The organism is Streptomyces sp. NPDC004752 (genome assembly GCF_053601275.1).
Window position 1 is genome coordinate 80,970 of record NZ_JBSGBN010000002.1, and the last position, 17,483, is coordinate 98,452.

The window sequence follows — 17,483 nt, forward strand, 5'->3', positions numbered from 1 at the left end:
CCGGTGGCCGCACGCGCTCTGGGCGCCTCGCCGTCTGTTTGGCATGATCGGGACGAGAACACGGGGCACAGCCCAGACAGGCGGAGGGGGAGGTCGGCCCGGGTGATCCTCACGGTCACGTTGAACACCGCGCTCGACCTCACCTATCGCGTGCGGTCGCTGCGGCCGCACGCCTCGCACCGGGTGTCCGCGGTCGCCGAGCGGCCGGGCGGCAAGGGCGTGAACGTGGCCCGGGTGCTGGCGGCCCTCGGGCACCAGGTGACGGTCACCGGGTTCGCGGGCGGCGGCACGGGCCGGGAGGTGCGCGAGCGGCTCGCGGGCCTCCCGGGCGTGGTGGACGCGCTGGTCCCGATCGCGGGCGCGACCCGGCGCACGATCGCCGTCGTGGACGAACGCACCGGCGACACCACCCAGTTGAACGAGCCCGGCCCCCCGGTCGCGGCCGCCGAGTGGACCGCGTTCCAGGAGGCGTACGAGGGCCTGCTGGGGCCGGCCGCCGCGGTGGCGCTGTGCGGCAGCCTGCCGCCCGGGGTGCCGGTCGGGGCCTACACGGGCCTGATACGGGCGGCCCGGTCGGCCGGTGTCCCGGTGCTGCTGGACACCAGCGGGGAGCCGCTGCGCCGCGGGGTGGCGGCCCGCCCCGACATCGTGAAGCCCAACGCCGAGGAGCTGGCCGAACTCACCGGCTCCCACGAGCCGTTGCGGGCGGCCCGGGATGCCCGTCGGCGCGGCGCGCACGCGGTGGTCGCCTCGCTGGGCCCGCGGGGTCTGCTCGCCCACACCCCGGAGGGCCACTGGCTGGCCGCCCCGCCCGCCGCCGTGCCCGGCAACCCGACCGGCGCCGGTGACTCGGCGGTGGCGGGCCTGCTGTCGGGGCTGGTGGAGCACCTGGCCTGGCCGGACCGACTGACCCGCGCGATCGCCCTGTCGGCCGCGACCGTGGCGGCTCCGGCGGCGGGCGAGTTCGACCGGCCGACATACGAGAAGCTGCGGAAGCGGGTCGCGGTGACCGGCGAGGCCGACGTCGCCTGACGCCCGCCTCCGGCGGCTTCCCTCGGGGCCGGTCCCGGAGCCGTCTCAGCCCTTGACCTGGCCCTTCTTCAGCCACAGCTGGTCCAGCAGGACGTTGCACTTGTCGCCGTCGCCGCAGGACAGGGTGATCGTGTTGGTGCCCTTGTTGAGGGTGGGCCAGGCGAAGGTGGTGGTCCAGCCCTTGGCGACATCACCGTCGGCGGCATGGGCGTAGTTCTTCATGCTCAGCTTGCTGCCGAACGCCTTGCCGTTGACGGTGAGCGTCATCGACTGGTCGTCGCCGGCCGTGCTGTAGTGCGCGAAGACGGTGTACGCGCCCGCGTCGGGGCTCACCCGCCGGACTTGACCCAGCCCTTCACCAGCCACACCTGGTCGAGGAGGGCATCGCACTGGTTGCCCTGCTCACACGAGATCTTGATGGTGTTGGTGCCCTTGTTGAGCTGGACGTAGTTGTAGGTCCGCGTCCAGCCCTTCTTGTAGTCGCCTTCGGCGGCGTGCGCGTAGTTGTCCATGCCGACCGGTGTGGTGGATGCCGTGCCGTTGACCGTGAGGGTGGCGGTGGCATCCTTGCCGGGGACGCTGTAGCCGAGGAACACCGAGTACTTGCCGGTCTCGGAAATGCCGTTGACGGTCCACGTCACCGAGGCGCCGACCTGGTTGAAGCCCGTCACATAGGTGCCGCCGTCGGCCTGGGCGCCCTTGACGTCCGAGGCCAGCGCGGCGCCGCCGTCGAGGCGGAGCGTCTTCGCGTCGCTCGTCGGCAGCTTGTCCGCGCTCGCCGCCGAGCTGCTGCTGGACGGGCTCGGTGAGGTGCTCTCGGACTGGGTCGGGGTGGTGTCCCCGGCCTGGTTGCCCTTGTTGTCGTCCTTCGAGTCGCCGTTGAGCATGGCGATGCTGATACCTATGACGACCGCGGCGACCACCGCGATCGCACCGATCAGCAGGCCCTTGGTGTTCGGGCCGCGACCGCCCCGGCCGCCGTCCCCGCCGGACCGCGGCGGCTGCTGGGTGGCCGACGGGCCGCCCGGGAAGGTCTCCGGGGCCTGGTAGTGGGCGCTCGGCTGGCCGTAGGCGCCCTGCTGCGGGGGTACGGTCTGCTGCCCGTAGGGGGCCTGGGCCTGCTGGCCGTACTGGCGCTCCCCTACCGCGCGCACCCTGTTGACCGAGTTCGGGTAGCCGTAGCCACCGGACGGCGGCTGGGCTCCCCTGGCCTGCCCGTCGGCGTACAGATAGCCGAACGGGTCGTCGTCCTCGGGCGTGCTCGCGCCGTTGTCGCCGGGCGTCATGCCTAGGTACTCCTCAACAGGTGCGGGCGGATGCGGTACGGATCTGGAAGACGGGTAGTGGAGAGCGAGCCTACCCGCTCTCGTTGACCCAATCGGGTGACTTGATCTGCTTCAGCCCGCTGACCTGGGGTTCATCCGGCCCGTCGATGCTGTTTGGGACGAGATCGTTTCTCGACGTACATCCGTTCGTCAGCGGATTTCAATACTTCGTCCGCCGTCATGCCGCAGTGCGCCCAGCCGATCCCGAAACTGGCGCCCACCCGCACGGCCCGGCCCTCGGCCCGGATCGGCTGGATGATCTCGTTGCGCAGGCGTACGGCCAGGTCCTGGGCATCGGCCTTGCCGAGGCCGTCGGCGAGGATGACGAACTCGTCGCCGCCGAGGCGGGCCACCGTGTCGCCGTCGCGCACGCCCCGGGTCAGTCGGCGCGCCACCTCGATGAGGACCGTGTCGCCCGCGTTGTGCCCGAACCGGTCGTTGATCGACTTGAAGCCGTCCAGGTCGCAGAAGAGGACCGCGAGGCCCTTGGTGCCGTCGTCGCGGTCGCCCTCGGGGGCGACGGTGTGCACATGGTGGTCAAAGCCGTCGTACGCCTCCGCGGCCTCCGCACCGGAGGCAGCGGACGCAAAGTCGAAGCCGTGGCCGTTGACGTCGTAGGCGGGATGGCCGTACGCGGCGTCCTGGGAGTCCAGCTCGTCGCCGTGCGCGGGGCGCCGGCACAGGCGGGCCGACAGGCGCGAGCGCAGCTCGGCGGAGTTCGGCAGGCCGGTGAGGGAGTCGTGCGAGGCGCGGTGGGCGAGCTGCAGCTCGCGGCGCTTGCGCTCCTCTATGTCCTCGACGTGGGTGAGCAGGAAGCGCGGGCCGTCGGCGGCGTCGGCGACGACGGAGTTGCGCAGCGACACCCAGACGTAGGAGGCGTCGCGGCGGCCGAGGCGCAGCTCCGCACGGCCGCCCTCGGCGGAGGTGCGCAGCAGCGTGCCGATGTCCTCGGGATGGACGAGGTCGGAGAAGGAGTAGCGGCGCATCGCGGAGGCCGGGCGGCCCAGGAGGCGGCACAGTGCGTCGTTGGTGCGCAGGATGCGGCCGTGCTGGTCCCCGCCCATCTCGGCGATCGCCATGCCGGAGGGGGCGTACTCGAACGCCTGCCGGAAGCTCTCCTCGCTGGCGCGCAGGGCCTGCTGCTCCCGCTCCAGGCGGACCAGGGCGCGCTGCATATTGGCCCTGAGCCGGGCGTTGCTGATCGCGATGGCGGCCTGGAACGCGTACATCTGGAGGGCCTCACGTCCCCAGGCACCCGGGTGCCGGCCGTTGCGCGGCCGGTCCACGGAGATCACGCCGAGCAGCTCGCCGGAGCCGCCACCCTGCACACCGGGCGCGTACATGGGCGCGAAGAGCCGGTCGGCGGGGTGCCACTCGTCCTCGAAGCGGGGCGCGGGCCCGTCGGTGTACCACTGTGGAACGTCGTCGTCGTCGAGGACCCAGCCCTCGGTGTGGGATATGAACCGCAGGTCGCCCCAGGCTTCGCCCATGTTCAGCCGGCGCTCCCAGGACGCGCGGGAGCCGACCCGGCCGGTGATGAGGGCCTCGGCGGCGGAGTTCCCGGAGAGGGCGGCGACCACGAGGTCACCGTCGGGGCGCACGAGGTTGACGCAGGCCATCTCGTATCCGAGGGCGGCGACGGCGCCGTCGGCGACGGTCTGCAACGTGTCCGCCAGGCTGCGTGCCGTGTTCATGTCGGCCATGGCCTGGTGCAGTTGCCGGAGCGACGCAAGACGGACGTAGGGCTCCGACTCCATCTCCATGCTCGCCCTCCCCCCGAGACCTCGCCGCGAATCAAGGGTGCGCTTCGGCGCTTCTCTTCGGTGGTGCCCTTGCACCTTCCCAGCCACTGAATCACAGCGCGCTGCCCACTCGGTACACAGGGTCAACAATTCATGCCCCTTGTGGCCCAAGTCACAGAAGAACATGAACAATTGGGGCGAATGTCCGCGTTCTTTGTCGTTCTTCGTCCCCTGGACCTAGGACCGGACTCGGGCGGAGGCCCGATGCGACGGCTCGGAGCGAAGATTAGCGTTTCCGGCGTGCTGAACACTCCAACTCCGCTGCCCTCCCCCGCCGCCCCCGCCGTCCCCGGGCATGCTGAGGGGGTGAGCAACGACGAGTTCCGGGCCGCCATGTCCCGGCTGGCCGCGGGGGTGGTCCTGGTGACCGCGCAGGAGCCGCCGCTCGACCCGGCCGACCCCATGGCGCCGGCCGGCGAGGACGCCGGTATGACGGCCACGGCCTTCCTGTCCGTGTCCCTCGACCCGCCGCTGGTCCTGGTCAGCCTGCGCGAGGGCGCCCGCATGGACGACCTGCTCGCCGAGCAGCCCCTGTGGGGCGTCTCCGTGCTCACCGAGAGCCAGCGCCATATCGCGGGCCGCTTCGCCATGAAGGGCCGCATCAGCGACCGGCTGCTGTTCGAGGACATCCCCTACGCCCGCGGCGAGGTCTCCCACGCGCCCCTGGTGCGCGGCGCCCTGGCCACCCTGGAGTGCCGGACCGAACAGCGGATCGCGGCCGGGGACCACACCCTGGTGATCGGCCGCGTACTGACCGCGCAACTCCCCAGCGCCGACGGCAGACCACTGCTGTATTTCCGGGGACGGTACCGGCACTTGGGCTGAGAACGGGAAGACGGGAAGGGAACCGGGAACCGGGGAGCGGCCCCCGGGAGCACCGCACGCCGGACCATGACGGTCCCCCTGCCAATCCCCATGTCGGTTCCCATGCCGATCCCCATGCCGATTCCCCCGGCGGCGAAATTCCATGATCCGCCGGGCGGCGAAATTGCCTGGTCCGGCGATCGCCACCCGGTCTACGGTGCCCGGATGACACCCCGCCTGGAAGAGATCACGCCGCGCACCGTCGACGCCGCCCTCGGCATCCGGGTCCGGCCCGACCAGGAGCACGCGGTGCGGCCCGTCGCCCACTCCCTCGCCGAGGCATACGTCCACCCTGCGGGCGTCGCCTGGCCGCGGCTGATCGTGGACGGCGACGACGACCGGCCCGTCGGCTTCCTGATGGCCTTCCTCGGCATCGACTGGCACGGCGACGGGAGCGTGGTCCGCTCGGGCCTGTGGCGGCTGAACATCGCGGCCGGCGAACAGGGCCGGGGGTACGGCCGTTTCGCGGTCGAGTCCGTCGCCGCCGAACTCCGCCGCCGCGGCGACGGGCACCTCTACGCCAGCTGGCACCCCGGCCCGACCGGCCCGGAGAACTTCTACCGACGCCTCGGCTTCCACCCCACCGGCGAATCCAGCGGCGACCAGACGGTCGGCGTGCTGGAGCTGGCGTAGGGGGTGGGGTGCGGGAGGCGGTGTGGGGGCGGGGCGCGGAGGGCTGTGTGGGGGCGGGGCGCCGGAGTCGGCCGGCGACCCGGAGTCAGCCAGGGACCCGGAGCTCGCGGCCCGCTCAGGTCCAGTCCCGGCCGGACCTGCCCCGCTTCGTCTGCGAACGCTGCTTCTTCTCCCGCAGCCGCCGCTCGTTGATCCCGCGCGGGATCCGGGTCGGCTTGCGGGGCTTGGGCGGCGGCGCGGTCGCCTGCGCGAGCAGGGTCGCGAGGCGCACCGCGGCGGCCTCCCGGTTGCGCCACTGGGACCGGTGCTCGGAGGCGCGGACGACGATGACGCCATCGGTCAGCCGCCCCGCGAGGCGCCCCAGTGCCCGGTCCTTCCACACCTGGGGAAGCGCCTCGGTCCGCGCCAGGTCGAAGCGCAACTCCACCTGCGAGTCACTGGTGTTGACATGCTGTCCGCCGGGCCCCGACGACCGTGAGAAACGCCACATCAGCTCGGCCTCGGGGAGCGAGACGGAGCCACGGATGACATAGGGACCGGACATGTGTCCATGGTCGCGTCCCGGCCCGCTCCGCGTCACCCGAATTTGCCGAAGGTAAAAACAGTAAAGGGATGCGGAACCTATGGGACCCCCCTTGGCGTTCTTCCCGGTGACGGTAGCTTCGTCCCCAGTACGAAGCCGTACGTACGCAACGAGGGAAGGACTCCCAAACCATGGCTGTAAGCCTGTCCAAGGGTGGCAACGTCTCGCTCACCAAGGAGGCTCCGGGCCTGACCGCCGTCACCGTGGGCCTCGGCTGGGACGTCCGCACCACCACCGGCACGGACTTCGACCTGGACGCCTCCGCGATCGCGGTCAACACGCAGGGCAAGGTCTACTCGGACGGCCACTTCGTCTTCTTCAACAACAAGCAGACCCCGGACAACACGATCGTCCACACCGGTGACAACCGCACCGGCGAGGGCGAGGGCGACGACGAGGCGATCAACGTCAACCTGGCCGCCCTCCCGGCCGACATCGACAAGATCGTCTTCCCGGTCTCCATCTACGACGCCGAGAACCGCGGCCAGAACTTCGGCCAGGTCCGCAACGCCTACATCCGCGTCATCAACCAGGCCGGCGGCGCCGAGATCGCCCGCTACGACCTCTCCGAGGACGCCGCCACCGAGACGGCGATGGTCTTCGGCGAGCTGTACCGCAACGGCGCCGAGTGGAAGTTCCGCGCGGTCGGCCAGGGCTACGCGTCCGGACTGGTCGGCATCGCCCAGGACTTCGGCGTCAGCGTCTGACCGTCGGTAGCTTATGGCTCCTGACCTGCGCCTTTGCGGGTCAGAGCCCGACAGAGGGCACAGCGGAGGGCACTCGGCACCGCAAAGGCGTTGCCGAGTGCCCTCGCGTCTTGTCTTCCCAGTCAGGGAACAGATGGCTGTAGACGTTCAGGGTCATCGCTGCGTTCGTGTGCCCGAGGGACGGGAGGGGGCCATTTCTGTGTTTAGGCTGCCCCTTCTAGAACTTCCTGCACCTCTGGAACGTCTCGATATTCCTCTAGCCGGTTGCGTACGACTTTCACGCGTTCCGCCGTACGCTCGCTCGCCACGTCCGCGGAAAGCGTGATGACCCGTTGGGCCGTTGCTGCCGCTTCCTCCGGTTCGTTGGCGTCCGCCAATGCAACGGCAAGCCAAGACAGGTAGAGAGCAAGCTCTCTCGTGTGCGTGGCGTCATATCGGGCGAGGACTTCCCGTAGCAACGGCACTGCGCGCAACGGTCGTTTCAGCTCCGTATAGACACGCGATTCCATGACTTGCAATTCACCTGCCTCAACCCAATACAGATACTGGGCCGATTCTTGCCCCTCGTTATCTTGACTCAGCGCTTCGGACGCCTCACCCAGAGCCCGCATGGCAGGCTGCGCCTCATTGGCTTTGGCATGCGCCCAGGCGACCCGGTCGAGGTACAGCGCGCGCGCTTTCGGGGGCGCGTCGTCGCCTGCCTGGTCCAGCGCTGCGCGGGCAAGCAACAGTCCTTCCCGTTCCTGCACGGTGTTGCTGTACTGGTACGCGAGTGATCCGGCAAGGTTGCCGACCAGGGTTGCGTCTTCAGCCTGTTGGGCAGCGCTCATGCCCAGCTTGTAAATGCGTTCGGCTTCCTCGTGGCGCCCAGCGTCAGACGCAATCCATCCGGAAATCTGCGCCAACTCGCCAATCTGAGAAAGCAAAGAACGCCCGACCCCCTCTGTGTGGCTACCCTCGCGATACAGCCTGACCGCAGATTTCAGCTCGCGCAGTGCAGGGCCGATCAGGTCACCCCCCGCCAGAACGTCATCGGCGAGGCGCAGACCATGAACGCGTCCGGCTAGATCAGTCACATCACCGGCACCAACACGGCGCCCGTGCCTGACTTTCAACGGCGCCAACGGGTCACTGTCCGGCAGGAAGTCAGCAACGGTTACAGGGGCACTGCTCCGGGCACCTATTGCCGCCGCCTGTTCAAGCTCGACCACAGGCACGCCAAGAGCGGAAGCAATGAACGGCAGCCATTCACGCGGCGTGCGCTTCCCTTTTTCGTACCGGTAAATGTCCTGCCGGGTAAGCGAGTCGGGCGGTAACCCAGCCGCACGGCATGCCTGCGCCGCCAGCCGCGCCTGACTCCACCCCTTGGTCTGCCGTAGACGCCGAATCATGTGGGCCGCTGTCTCCCCGCGCATGCCTCAAGTCTGGCCTACAACGGGACTGCATGGGGCCGCTAGGCATCGGATCGGCGGCGCGGAAGCGTGGGTCAGACGCAAGGACCCCCGCGACCGCTGGAACGGCCCGGGGGCATGGACCACCTGAAGGAAGCAGGCAGCCACCCATGTACGTATCACGAACCCTCGAACGGGTGAGAGCGGCCCTGTTAGGGCGCCGCACCCCCGGCAAGCACACTGCCGCCTACGCATCCCCCGCGGCACCCCCAGCACCCCGCAGGCGTCCTACGCCGGACGTCTGGGGCGCCCGACTGGTCACCGCTCGCAGGCACCGCAGGGAACCGCACTCCCCGCCTCCGGCCGAGTCGCGGCAGCCACAGTCGCAAGGACGCGCCGAGTGGCTCCCACCTCGCGACTGGGAGCACGAGGAGGCGTGGGAGCGCCCAGGTGCCATGGTCCGGCCCTACGTGGCACACCTCGGCGGGGTGCCCCGCAGCGCCCGCGCAGGCTTCCACATGGCCCTTTGGGGGCGCGCCCAGTGATGACCCTTGAGGTTTACCGGATCAATCCGCAGACAGGCGCCCGTACGCAGGTGCGCAGCAAGCACACCGTGAAACCGGCGAGCGTGCCGGACTTCTTCAGCGGATACCCGCCGTGTTCGTGCCCGCGCTGCGAAGGCAACGGCAGTAGAGGCAGGCTGCACGCCCTGGTGGCCGAAGCGAACCGCCGCAGCAGGGGGGAACTGTGATGCGTTCGCTCATCAAGGCCGCGGAATGGACGCTTGGGCTGGAAACCGGCGAGGGTGCCCCCAGGGGCATCTACGCCGCCGAGTGCCTGACCTGCGGAGCGCAGGCACCGCCAACTGACAATGAATGCCTGCCGGTTGAGGTCTGGGCGCTGAAGCACACGGGCCTTAATCCAACGCATCGTCAGTTCAAGGCCACGACGGAAACCTTCTGGCGCGTGACTCCGGCCGACGGCAACCCCTACCGCAAGAGCAACGCTCAGGGCGCCTGAGCGCCCCGCCCTGCCGCACCAAACCCGGACGGCTGCCGCTTCCTGGGCGCTGCGAGGCGCAAGGGCAGCATGACCCCCGTCCCGCCTACTCCCCCCGACGGGACGGGCCCGCGCCCCCGACTGCGTAAACCACTTCCGTAGTCGGGGGCGCCTTGCTGTGTTCGTGAGCAGCCTGCATCATCGCCAGGATGACCAGTTCGGCATCGGTGAGCTGCGGCGCGATTCCCACAGCCGGCCACCAGAAAGGATCGTGGCATGTCCAGCGACCGTCTCATGCGCATCCACAGCGCCGAGTTCCAGGCCATGGCCGAGAGGGTCCTGCGGGTCACCGAACTCACCTCCCGCCTGAACGTCCTGCCCTTCGAGGACGAAGCGGGCAAGGCGGAACTGTTCGAACAGATCCTCGGCAAGCCGCTGCCACCAAGAGTAACGATCTATCCGCCCTTCTACACGGACCACGGCCTCCGCCTCGACCTCGCCGAGCGCGTGTTCATCAACCAGAACTGCACGTTCCTGGACTACGCCGGCATCCGGCTCGGCGAGCGCGTGATGATCGGCCCGAAGGTCACGTTCATCACCAGCGGCCACCCGGTCGATCCCAAGGAGCGGCGGCTGTACCTCACCGGCGCGCCCATCGACGTCGCGGAGAACGTGTGGATCGGTGCCGGTGCCACCATCCTGCCCGGCGTCAGCATAGGCCGTGATGCCGTGGTCGCCGCCGGCGCGGTCGTGGCCGATGACGTCCCACCGGCAAGCCTGGTGACCAGTAGCAAGGCAACCGTGCACCGACGGTGGTGACGTCCGGCCGGTGGCGCCGCTGGACGTGGCTGTCCCGGAGCGGACCGCGAACGCGTCGTCGCCCGCACTGTTCTGATTCAACGAGCAAGGAGGAGCCCATGGCAGACACCTGGGGTCAGGTGGACCAGATCCGGCAGTGGCTGGACGCCGAGGCCGGACAGGCCGAGCCGGCGGACGTGCGACTGCTGCGCGTGCTGAAGATCGGGGAGGAGTACGGCGAGGTCGCGGAGGCCCTGCACGGCGCCCTCGGAGCCAACCCGAGGAAGGGCCACTCCCACACCTGGCCGGACGTCGAGAAGGAGCTGACGGACGTCATCGTGACGGCCATGGTCGCCCTGGCCACGATCGCGCCGGACCCACAACACGTGTTCCAGGAGCGCCTGGACGCCCTGGTCGACCGGGTGACACTCGAGCCACAGAGCTAGCAGACAGCAAACATCCCGCTCCGCCTGCCGGCCCGGTCGTACGTCGGCAACCCCAAGGGCCTCGCCCTCTGGGCCACGCTGGGGTACAAGGTCATCGGCCGTCGGCCGGACCGCGCGCACGGCAGGCCCTGCACCGTTGTGCGCAAGGCGCTGCGCGCGGTGTGGCCGAGCACGCCCTGCCACCGGCCACAACCCGCGCAAACCCGAGGAGCGGCCGCTGCCGTGAGGCCCGCCGTGGTCCGGGTCCGTGGGCGTGACACCATCGCACCCGTGCTCGACATCGGCTACGCCCTCTCCCCCCGCTTCCCGGACCCGCCGCAGACGGACTACCGGCGGGCGGACGTCCACGCCCTGCGCCACGATCTGTTCAGCGGGGACGTCTACCTCGCGGACACCGAGACGGACCGGGAACTGTCCACAGCCTGGGGATGGGTTCCGGTGCTGGACTTCGCGTGGGCGCTGTGCGACATCGTGGAGCGGCTGGACCGGGATCCGGCGGGCTCGCGGGCGTCGCGACCGCAGCGGGCGGAACTGGACTTCACCGAGTCCACCGACCGCATGCTCTTCGAGCGCCGCTTCGGCTGGGTGGACATCGAGGCCGACTGGATGCCGGCCGAGGAGCCCCCGCTGTCCTTCTCCCACAGCGAACTGCGCCGTGAGGCACGGGACTTCCTGCACGATCTGCTCGCCGACCTGACCGACCTGCACGAACCCCTGGCGGAGAACCCGGCCGTGTGGACCTTGCAGGCCCGCTTCCCCCGGGTGCCGTGAGCCGGACCGGGACCGTCGGTGGTCGCGGCCCCCGTGGTGGGGCCCGCCGGTCAGTCCTGCACCCGGATGCCCAGTTGGGCCGCCAGCACCGGTGCCAGATCCAGTAGCTGTCCGGTGCTGAGGACGGCGCCGGCCAGCCGCTCCACCCCGCGGGCGATCTCCAGCGAGACGGCGCCGCGCAGGTCCACGTCCGTGAGGGTCGCACCGCTGAGGTCCGCGCCCTTCAGCGTGCAGCCGACGAACTCGACCCGCTCAAGGCGCGCTCCCCCGAAGTCGGGTTCGACCAGGACGCAGTTCTCGAAGACGACGTCCTTGACTCCGGCCGTACGAAGATTGAGGTAGTCGATCTTGCCGCCGCGGATCAGGACCCGCTCCAGGACGGCGCCGTGCAGCTGTGTGCCGCCCAGGCGGGCGTCGAGCAGTTCGACATCGCGCAGGGTCGACTCGGCGAGGTCGGTGCCGACGCCCCGGATGCCGGTGAGGGCGGTGTCGAGAATCCGGGCCCTGCGCAGCCGCGTCTCGTCGAGGGCGCATCCCGTCAGCGCGCAGTCCATGAAGCGGGCGCCCGCGCCGTCCTGGCCGGCCAGGTCCGTCTCCCGGAACTCGACGCCGTCGTAGTCGCCGTCCGGCCTCAGCTCCCCTCCCTCGTACGGTTCCAGCGGCGGCAGCCGCAGCTCGGGGCGGCGCGCCGCCCGCACCCCGGTCCGGCCCGGCCCACCGGACCCACCGGTGCCTCCAGTCGCTCTCCTCGCCATGCCCCCATGCTGCCCCACGCCTCTGACAATCCGTCCTGACCTGCGGGGCCGTCACGGGCCGCGGCGACGGCGCATACGTCGTCCACCTCGTCCACCTCGTCCACCTCGTCGGCGACCAGGTCGCGGCGCCCGCCCGAACTCGTCAAGCGCGCTTGACCGCAAGCGTGCTTGAGGTTGAAGAGTGGGGCGCACAAGCACCGGAACGTCTCCCACCGGAACGTCTCCCACCAGAACGTCACATAGGGGAACCCTCATGCACGCCATCCGACTGCACGCCTTCGGCCCGGCCGAGAACCTGGTCCACGAGGAGATCGCCGACCCGGTGCCGGGACCGGGCCAGGTCCGGATCGCCGTGGCCGCGGCGGGGGTCCACCTCCTCGACGCCGCCCTGCGCGAGGGGCACCAGGGCCCGCTGCCCGAGCCGCCCGCCCTGCCGACCGTCCCCGGCCGCGAGGTGGCCGGAGTCGTCGAGGCGCTCGGCGAGGGGGTGGCCGAGCCGTGGCTCGGCCGGCGCGTGGTGGCCCACCTCGGATTCGCGCCGGGAGGCTACGCCGAACTGGCCGTCACCGAGGCCGACCGGGTCCATGAGATCCCGGAGAACCTGGACTTCGCCGAGGCCGTCACCATGATCGGCACGGGCCGTACGGCGATGGGGATCCTGCAGTTCACCGAGCTGGGCCCGGACTCGGTGGTCGTCGTCCCCGCGGCGGCGGGCGGCATCGGCACGCTGCTGGTGCAGTACGCGCGGCACACCGGAGCGACGGTGATCGGGCTCGCGGGCGGGCCCGAGAAGGTCAAGCAGGTGCGAGCGAACGGCGCCGACCTCGCCGTCGACTACATGGATCCCGGCTGGCCGGAGAAGGTCCGCGCGCACCTGAGCGGGCGGCAGGCCACGGTCGTCTTCGACGGGGTGGGCGGGGACGTGGCCCGCGAGGCGGTCGCGCTGCTCGGCGACGGCGGACGGCACCTCGTCTTCGGCTGGTCGGCAAAGGGCATCGGCGTCGGCGGCCCGCATCTCGTCGAGGGCGTCTCCGAGCAGGTGCTGGGCCCGGTGATGCTCGGCCGGGTGGGCGGCCCCGACCCGATGCGTACGCTGGAACGGCGCGCGCTCGCCGAGGCGGCCGCGGGACGCATGTGGCCCGCGGTCACCCGCTTCCCGCTCGCCGAGGCGGCGGCCGCCCACCGGGCGCTGGAGACGCGCAAGACGATCGGCAAGGTCGTCCTGGAACCGTGACCGGCCAGGCCCCGACCGGACCGAAAGCGAAAGCGAAAGCGAAAGCGCAACCGGATCAGACCCACGGCCGACCCGAACCGCGGACTTCACCTCTCAAGATCTCTCCAGGCTTCTCAAGACATCCCAAGGTCTCTCAAGACCTCTCAAGATCTCTCCAGGCGGACAGTGTCTCCTTCGGATTCCATGCCTTTCCCCGGCCCCTGACCAGCGGATAGCAGGCCAGGCCGATCAGTACGGACAGGAAGTGCCCGAGGTCGGTGAAGGTGGCGCCGGTGACGAGCGGTACCAGGACGATCGCGCACACGACCGCCAGGTACAGATACCGCCAGGGCGCCGTGATCCGGTAGGTGAGCACGCCGACCACCCCGACCAGGGCATAGCTCACACCGATGTCGAGGGCGTCGACCGCCCGGTGCGGTGCGGCTCCGTCCCTGATCGCGGTCAGCAGCGTCAGCTCGCTGATGAGCGTGGCCAGCACATGCGCGGCGACGCACACCATGAGCCAGCGCAGGGTGCCGAGCCAGCGTTCGGCCTGGGCGTGGAAGACCGTGTACAGGGCGGCGTACGGCAGCCAGTGGCCGCCGTCGATCCACATCGCGCTGGTGATCAGCACCCGCACCGGGTCCCGGGACAGCTCGTGGATGTTGGTCGAGCGCTGCCGCAGGAACTCCCGCTCGAAGACCGGGGACATGTAGTGCAGGTAGTGCAGGGCGACGGTGGTGACGAACAGGATCAGCAGCCAGACGTAGGTCCCCGGGGCGCTGCGCACATACCCCGCCGTCGCCCTGAGCGGGCGCCGAAATCGGATGACCCGGTTCACACCCGTCAGTATGGTCGGCAGGGTGATCGAAGTGCCTGGCGAGCTGGCCGCCTCACAGGAGAAGTTCAACGGGGAGGCGGGGCGCGCGTTCGTCGCGGACCTGCCGGGGCGGGCCGCGGAGTTCCTGCGGCGGTGGGAGCTGCGGATCGACGGTCCGGGCATGTACGGGGTGTGCGCGCTGGTCCTGCCGGTGGTGCGTGCCGACAACACGTCGGCCGCGCTGAAGCTCCAGCCGCTCGACGAGGAGAGCGCGGGCGAGCCCCTCGCCCTGCGGGCCTGGGACGGCGACGGGGCGGTGCGGTTGCTGGAGCACGACGGGCCGACCTGCACGCTGCTGCTGGAGCGGCTCGACGAGGGCCGCATGCTGAGCGACGTACCGGATGCCCGGGCGGCCGTGCGGATCATCGGCGCGCTGCTGGCCCGGCTGGCCGCGCGGCCGGCCCCGCCGGGCATCCGGCGGCTCGGGGACGTCGCGCGGCTGATGCTGGAGCAGGTGCCGTGGGCGCTGGAGCGCATCCCGGACCCGGCGGACGGGCGCCTGGTGGCGGACTGTGCGGCGGCCGTGCGCGAGGTGCTGGCCGAGCCCGGCGACCGGCTGCTGCACTGGGATCTGCACTTCGAGAACGTGCTCGCGGCCCAGCGGGCCGACTGGCTGGCCATCGACCCCAGGCCGCTGGCCGGTGACCCCGGCTTCGAGCTGCTTCCCGCGATCGACAACCGCTACGACCCGGCCGAGACCCGCTGGCGCTTCGACGCGCTGACCGATGCCCTGGGGCTGGACCGGGAGCGGGCGAGGGCGTGGACGCTGGGGCGGGTATTGCAGAACTGTCTGTGGGAGATGGAGGACGGACGGCCGCTGGAGACCGTCCAGTTGGAGATCGGGCGCGCGCTGCGCGGATGACACGCGGATGACACGCCACCGGATGGCCCATCCGCGCCGTTCATGAGCTAATCGGTCATAGCGTGCGAGATATGACGAAATGCCATATCGCGTATCTGGCCTGCGCCGCGGCGCTCGCCGGTGCGGCGCTCGGTACCACTCCGGCCGCCGCCCACCCGGGCGATGCCGCTCACCCGGTCCATGCCGCCGCCACGGTCCATGTGGTGCACCCGGGCCAGTCCATCCAGCGGGCGGTCGACTCCGCCCGGCCCGGCGACACCGTCCTGCTGACCCCGGGAACCTACCGCGAGAGCGTCACCGTGAGGACGCCCCGACTGACCCTGCGCGGCATGGGCCAGGGCACGGTGCTCCGGCCGCCCGCCGAGAAGGCCGCGACCAAGTGCGCCGAGAGCGGCAACGGCATCTGTGTGGTGGGCGCCAAGACCCGTAGCGTCGAGGGCGTCACGGTCGCCGACCTGACCGTGACCGGCTTCCCCCGGGCCGGCGTGTTCGGCATGGGGACCGACGGGATGACCGTCCGCAAGGTGTACGCGGTCTACAACGGTGTCTGGGGCATCGCCCAACAGCGGTCCGTGCACGGTGTGTTCCGGCAGAACGAGGCCAGGGGCAACGGCGACGCCGGTCTCTTCCTCGCCAACACCGTCACGGCCGAGGAGGGCGCCCAGGACAGTCAGGGCGCGCTGGTCGAGGGCAACCGGCTGGAGGGCAACCGCATCGGCCTCACCGTCCGGCGGCTGCGCAACCTCACCGTGGCGGGCAACTACGTCACCGGCAACTGCGTCGGCATGTTCGTCGTCGGCGACGAGAACAAGCCGCGGGCGGGCGCCCTGACCGTGCGGGACAACCGGATCACGCAGAACAACAAGTCCTGCCCGAAGACCGAGCGGCTGCCCGCGCTGCAGGGCTCCGGGATCGTGCTGACCGGCGCCGAGGACACCCGGGTCACCCGGAACCTGATCACCGACCACTCCGGCGCGTCCCCGCTGTCCGGCGGCATCGTCCTGTTCAAGAGCTTCGTGGGCGCCACCAGCGAGCGGAACCGGATCGACGGCAACGTACTGGCGAACAACGCCCCGGCGGACCTCGTCAACACGGACACCGGCAAGGGCAACACGTTCAGCGGCAACTCCTGCCGGGCCTCCAAACCCTCGGGCATGTGCTGACCGGCGGTCACCGCGTCCCTTAGAGCTCCGAACAGCCCGACCCAAGGAAAGCAGGCGGCACATGACGACCGCATCCCCCGCCAAGCCCTCGACCCCGCACGGCCAGGGGGGACCCCAGTCCCCGCCGCCGTCCATGCGGCTGCGAGAGCTCGTGTTCGGCGCGGCGTGTGCCGCCGCCGTCCGGGCCACCGCCCGGCTGGGCGTCGCCGACGCCCTCGGGGACTCCCCCACGGCCGTGGAGGACCTCGCGGCCGCGGTGAAGACCGAACCGAAGCCGCTGCGCCGACTGCTGCGGGCCCTGTCCTGCTACGGCGTCTTCGAGGAGCGGCCGGACGGCACCTTCGCGCACACCGGCATGTCCCGGCTGCTGCGCGAGGACGACCCGAACAGCCTGCGTGCCATCTCCCTGTGGTGCACCGAACCGTGGACCTGGGACGCCTGGCCCCGGCTGGACGAGGCCGTGCGCACCGGCCGGAATGTGGTCGAGGACCTGTACGGCAAGGAGTTCTTCAGCTACCTCAACGAGGACGCCCCCGAGTCGGCGGACGTCTTCAACCGCGCGATGACCACCTCGAGCGAGCAGTCGGCGCGGGACGTGGCCGCCCTGCTCGATCTGTCCGGCAGCGCCTCGGTGGCGGACATCGGCGGCGGCCAGGGCCATGTGGTGGCGAGCCTGCTCGACAAGTACCCGTCGATGCACGGCAGTCTGCTCGACCTGCCGCGTGTGGTGGACAACGCGGTGCCGCGGCTGCGCGAGGGCGGTGACCTGGCGGACCGGGTGCGCATCGTGCCCGGCGACGCCCGGGTGTCCGTCCCGGTCAAGGCCGACGTCTACGTCATCAAGAACATTCTGGAGTGGGACGACGCGAGCACGGCGCGGCTGCTGGGCAATGTCATCGGGGCGGGCGGCCCGGGCACCCGGGTCGTGGTCATCGAGAACCTCGTCGACGACACCCCATCGATGCGCTTCAGCACCGCCATGGATCTGCTGCTGCTGCTCAACGTCGGCGGGGCCAAGCACACCACTCGGTCCATGGTGACCAGGCTGACCTCGGCCGGCCTGGTCGTCGACGGCATCAGCCCGGTCAACCCGTATCTCGACGCGTTCGACTGCCACGTCCCGGGCTGACCCGGACACGGCGGCACAGACACGGCGGCACAGACACCGGTCGCCGGGCCCGCTGCACCGCGGGCCCGGCGCCCGGGGTGTGTGTGGGGGGGGCGGGGAGTTGCGCGCCCCCAGATGCAAGGCGGGGGCC

Annotated in this window: 19 protein-coding genes and 1 pseudogene; 13 read left to right on the forward strand and 7 right to left on the reverse strand. The window is 70.7% G+C overall.

Going from position 1 to position 17,483, the window contains the following annotated elements; all coding sequences use genetic code 11:
• The first annotated feature begins 102 nt into the window (after positions 1–102).
• Positions 103–1,032: a 1-phosphofructokinase family hexose kinase gene (locus ACWEKM_RS01385; protein WP_451619089.1), complete on the forward strand. Its 930-nt coding sequence runs from the start codon at positions 103–105 to the stop codon at positions 1,030–1,032.
• A 45-nt stretch (positions 1,033–1,077) separates the two neighbouring features.
• Here the strand turns inward: ACWEKM_RS01385 and ACWEKM_RS01390 are convergent.
• The 3 genes and pseudogenes from ACWEKM_RS01390 to cdgB form a co-directional block, all read right to left on the reverse strand.
• Positions 1,078–1,359: pseudogene (locus ACWEKM_RS01390) on the reverse strand (carbohydrate-binding protein); the annotation flags it as partial.
• A 2-nt stretch (positions 1,360–1,361) separates the two neighbouring features.
• A complete protein-coding gene (locus ACWEKM_RS01395) occupies positions 1,362–2,318 on the reverse strand; it encodes a CBM35 domain-containing protein (RefSeq protein WP_451619090.1) in 957 nt (318 codons plus the stop codon).
• Positions 2,319–2,449: 131 nt separating this feature from the next.
• Positions 2,450–4,120, reverse strand: coding sequence for a diguanylate cyclase CdgB (cdgB, locus tag ACWEKM_RS01400; RefSeq protein ID WP_451619091.1), 1,671 nt, complete (start codon positions 4,118–4,120; stop codon positions 2,450–2,452).
• 279 nt (positions 4,121–4,399) lie between these two features.
• Between cdgB and ACWEKM_RS01405 the strand changes: the two genes are divergently transcribed.
• Positions 4,400–4,984 carry a flavin reductase family protein gene (locus ACWEKM_RS01405; protein ID WP_451619092.1) on the forward strand — a complete coding sequence of 195 codons (585 nt, stop codon included), beginning with the start codon at positions 4,400–4,402 and terminating at the stop codon, positions 4,982–4,984.
• 204 nt (positions 4,985–5,188) lie between these two features.
• Positions 5,189–5,656 carry a GNAT family N-acetyltransferase gene (locus ACWEKM_RS01410; protein WP_451619093.1) on the forward strand — a complete coding sequence of 156 codons (468 nt, stop codon included), beginning with the start codon at positions 5,189–5,191 and terminating at the stop codon, positions 5,654–5,656.
• 115 nt (positions 5,657–5,771) lie between these two features.
• Here the strand turns inward: ACWEKM_RS01410 and arfB are convergent, their stop codons facing one another.
• On the reverse strand, positions 5,772–6,200 hold the full coding sequence (arfB, locus tag ACWEKM_RS01415; protein WP_451619094.1) for an alternative ribosome rescue aminoacyl-tRNA hydrolase ArfB: 429 nt from the start codon (positions 6,198–6,200) through the stop codon (positions 5,772–5,774).
• A 170-nt stretch (positions 6,201–6,370) separates the two neighbouring features.
• On the opposite strand from arfB, the gene ACWEKM_RS01420 reads away from it, so the two are divergent.
• A complete protein-coding gene (locus tag ACWEKM_RS01420) occupies positions 6,371–6,946 on the forward strand; it encodes a TerD family protein (protein ID WP_451619095.1) in 576 nt (191 codons plus the stop codon).
• A gap of 203 nt (positions 6,947–7,149) precedes the next feature.
• Here the strand turns inward: ACWEKM_RS01420 and ACWEKM_RS01425 are convergent, their stop codons facing one another.
• The gene (locus ACWEKM_RS01425) at positions 7,150–8,361 is read right to left on the reverse strand and encodes a helix-turn-helix domain-containing protein (RefSeq protein WP_451619096.1); all 1,212 of its coding nucleotides are present in this window, start codon (positions 8,359–8,361) and stop codon (positions 7,150–7,152) included.
• A gap of 520 nt (positions 8,362–8,881) precedes the next feature.
• Here ACWEKM_RS01425 and ACWEKM_RS01430 point away from each other — a divergent pair.
• From ACWEKM_RS01430 to ACWEKM_RS01450, 5 genes are all read left to right on the forward strand, one after another.
• Positions 8,882–9,088, forward strand: coding sequence for a hypothetical protein (locus ACWEKM_RS01430; RefSeq protein ID WP_451619097.1), 207 nt, complete (start codon positions 8,882–8,884; stop codon positions 9,086–9,088).
• Positions 9,088–9,357 (forward strand): DUF7848 domain-containing protein, encoded by a 270-nt coding sequence (locus ACWEKM_RS01435; protein ID WP_451619098.1) that lies wholly within the window; start codon positions 9,088–9,090, stop codon positions 9,355–9,357. The genes ACWEKM_RS01430 and ACWEKM_RS01435 overlap by 1 nt, the downstream gene beginning before the upstream one ends.
• Positions 9,358–9,612: 255 nt before the next feature.
• Positions 9,613–10,155 carry a DapH/DapD/GlmU-related protein gene (locus tag ACWEKM_RS01440; protein ID WP_451619099.1) on the forward strand — a complete coding sequence of 181 codons (543 nt, stop codon included), beginning with the start codon at positions 9,613–9,615 and terminating at the stop codon, positions 10,153–10,155.
• A gap of 98 nt (positions 10,156–10,253) precedes the next feature.
• Positions 10,254–10,580, forward strand: a complete 327-nt coding sequence (locus ACWEKM_RS01445) for a MazG-like family protein (RefSeq protein WP_451619100.1) — start codon at positions 10,254–10,256, stop codon at positions 10,578–10,580.
• A gap of 270 nt (positions 10,581–10,850) precedes the next feature.
• Positions 10,851–11,351 carry a hypothetical protein gene (locus tag ACWEKM_RS01450; protein WP_451619204.1) on the forward strand — a complete coding sequence of 167 codons (501 nt, stop codon included), beginning with the start codon at positions 10,851–10,853 and terminating at the stop codon, positions 11,349–11,351.
• Positions 11,352–11,401: 50 nt separating this feature from the next.
• On the opposite strand, the gene ACWEKM_RS01455 is transcribed toward ACWEKM_RS01450, so the two are convergent.
• Positions 11,402–12,106, reverse strand: coding sequence for a pentapeptide repeat-containing protein (locus ACWEKM_RS01455; RefSeq protein WP_451619101.1), 705 nt, complete (start codon positions 12,104–12,106; stop codon positions 11,402–11,404).
• 253 nt (positions 12,107–12,359) lie between these two features.
• Between ACWEKM_RS01455 and ACWEKM_RS01460 the strand changes: the two genes are divergently transcribed.
• Positions 12,360–13,340 carry a zinc-binding dehydrogenase gene (locus ACWEKM_RS01460; RefSeq protein WP_451619102.1) on the forward strand — a complete coding sequence of 327 codons (981 nt, stop codon included), beginning with the start codon at positions 12,360–12,362 and terminating at the stop codon, positions 13,338–13,340.
• Between the two features lie 133 nt (positions 13,341–13,473).
• On the opposite strand, the gene ACWEKM_RS01465 is transcribed toward ACWEKM_RS01460, so the two are convergent.
• Positions 13,474–14,160 (reverse strand): rhomboid-like protein, encoded by a 687-nt coding sequence (locus ACWEKM_RS01465; protein ID WP_451619103.1) that lies wholly within the window; start codon positions 14,158–14,160, stop codon positions 13,474–13,476.
• Positions 14,161–14,170: 10 nt separating this feature from the next.
• Here ACWEKM_RS01465 and ACWEKM_RS01470 point away from each other — a divergent pair, with 10 nt between their 5' ends.
• The 3 genes from ACWEKM_RS01470 (at position 14,171) to ACWEKM_RS01480 (ending at position 17,353) form a co-directional block, all read left to right on the forward strand.
• Complete coding sequence (locus ACWEKM_RS01470) at positions 14,171–15,061, forward strand: aminoglycoside phosphotransferase family protein (RefSeq protein WP_451619104.1); 891 nt, start codon at positions 14,171–14,173, stop codon at positions 15,059–15,061.
• Between the two features lie 71 nt (positions 15,062–15,132).
• Positions 15,133–16,224, forward strand: a complete 1,092-nt coding sequence (locus tag ACWEKM_RS01475; RefSeq protein ID WP_451619105.1) for a right-handed parallel beta-helix repeat-containing protein — start codon at positions 15,133–15,135, stop codon at positions 16,222–16,224.
• A 61-nt stretch (positions 16,225–16,285) separates the two neighbouring features.
• Complete coding sequence (locus ACWEKM_RS01480) at positions 16,286–17,353, forward strand: methyltransferase (RefSeq protein ID WP_451619106.1); 1,068 nt, start codon at positions 16,286–16,288, stop codon at positions 17,351–17,353.
• Positions 17,354–17,483: the final 130 nt, after the last annotated feature.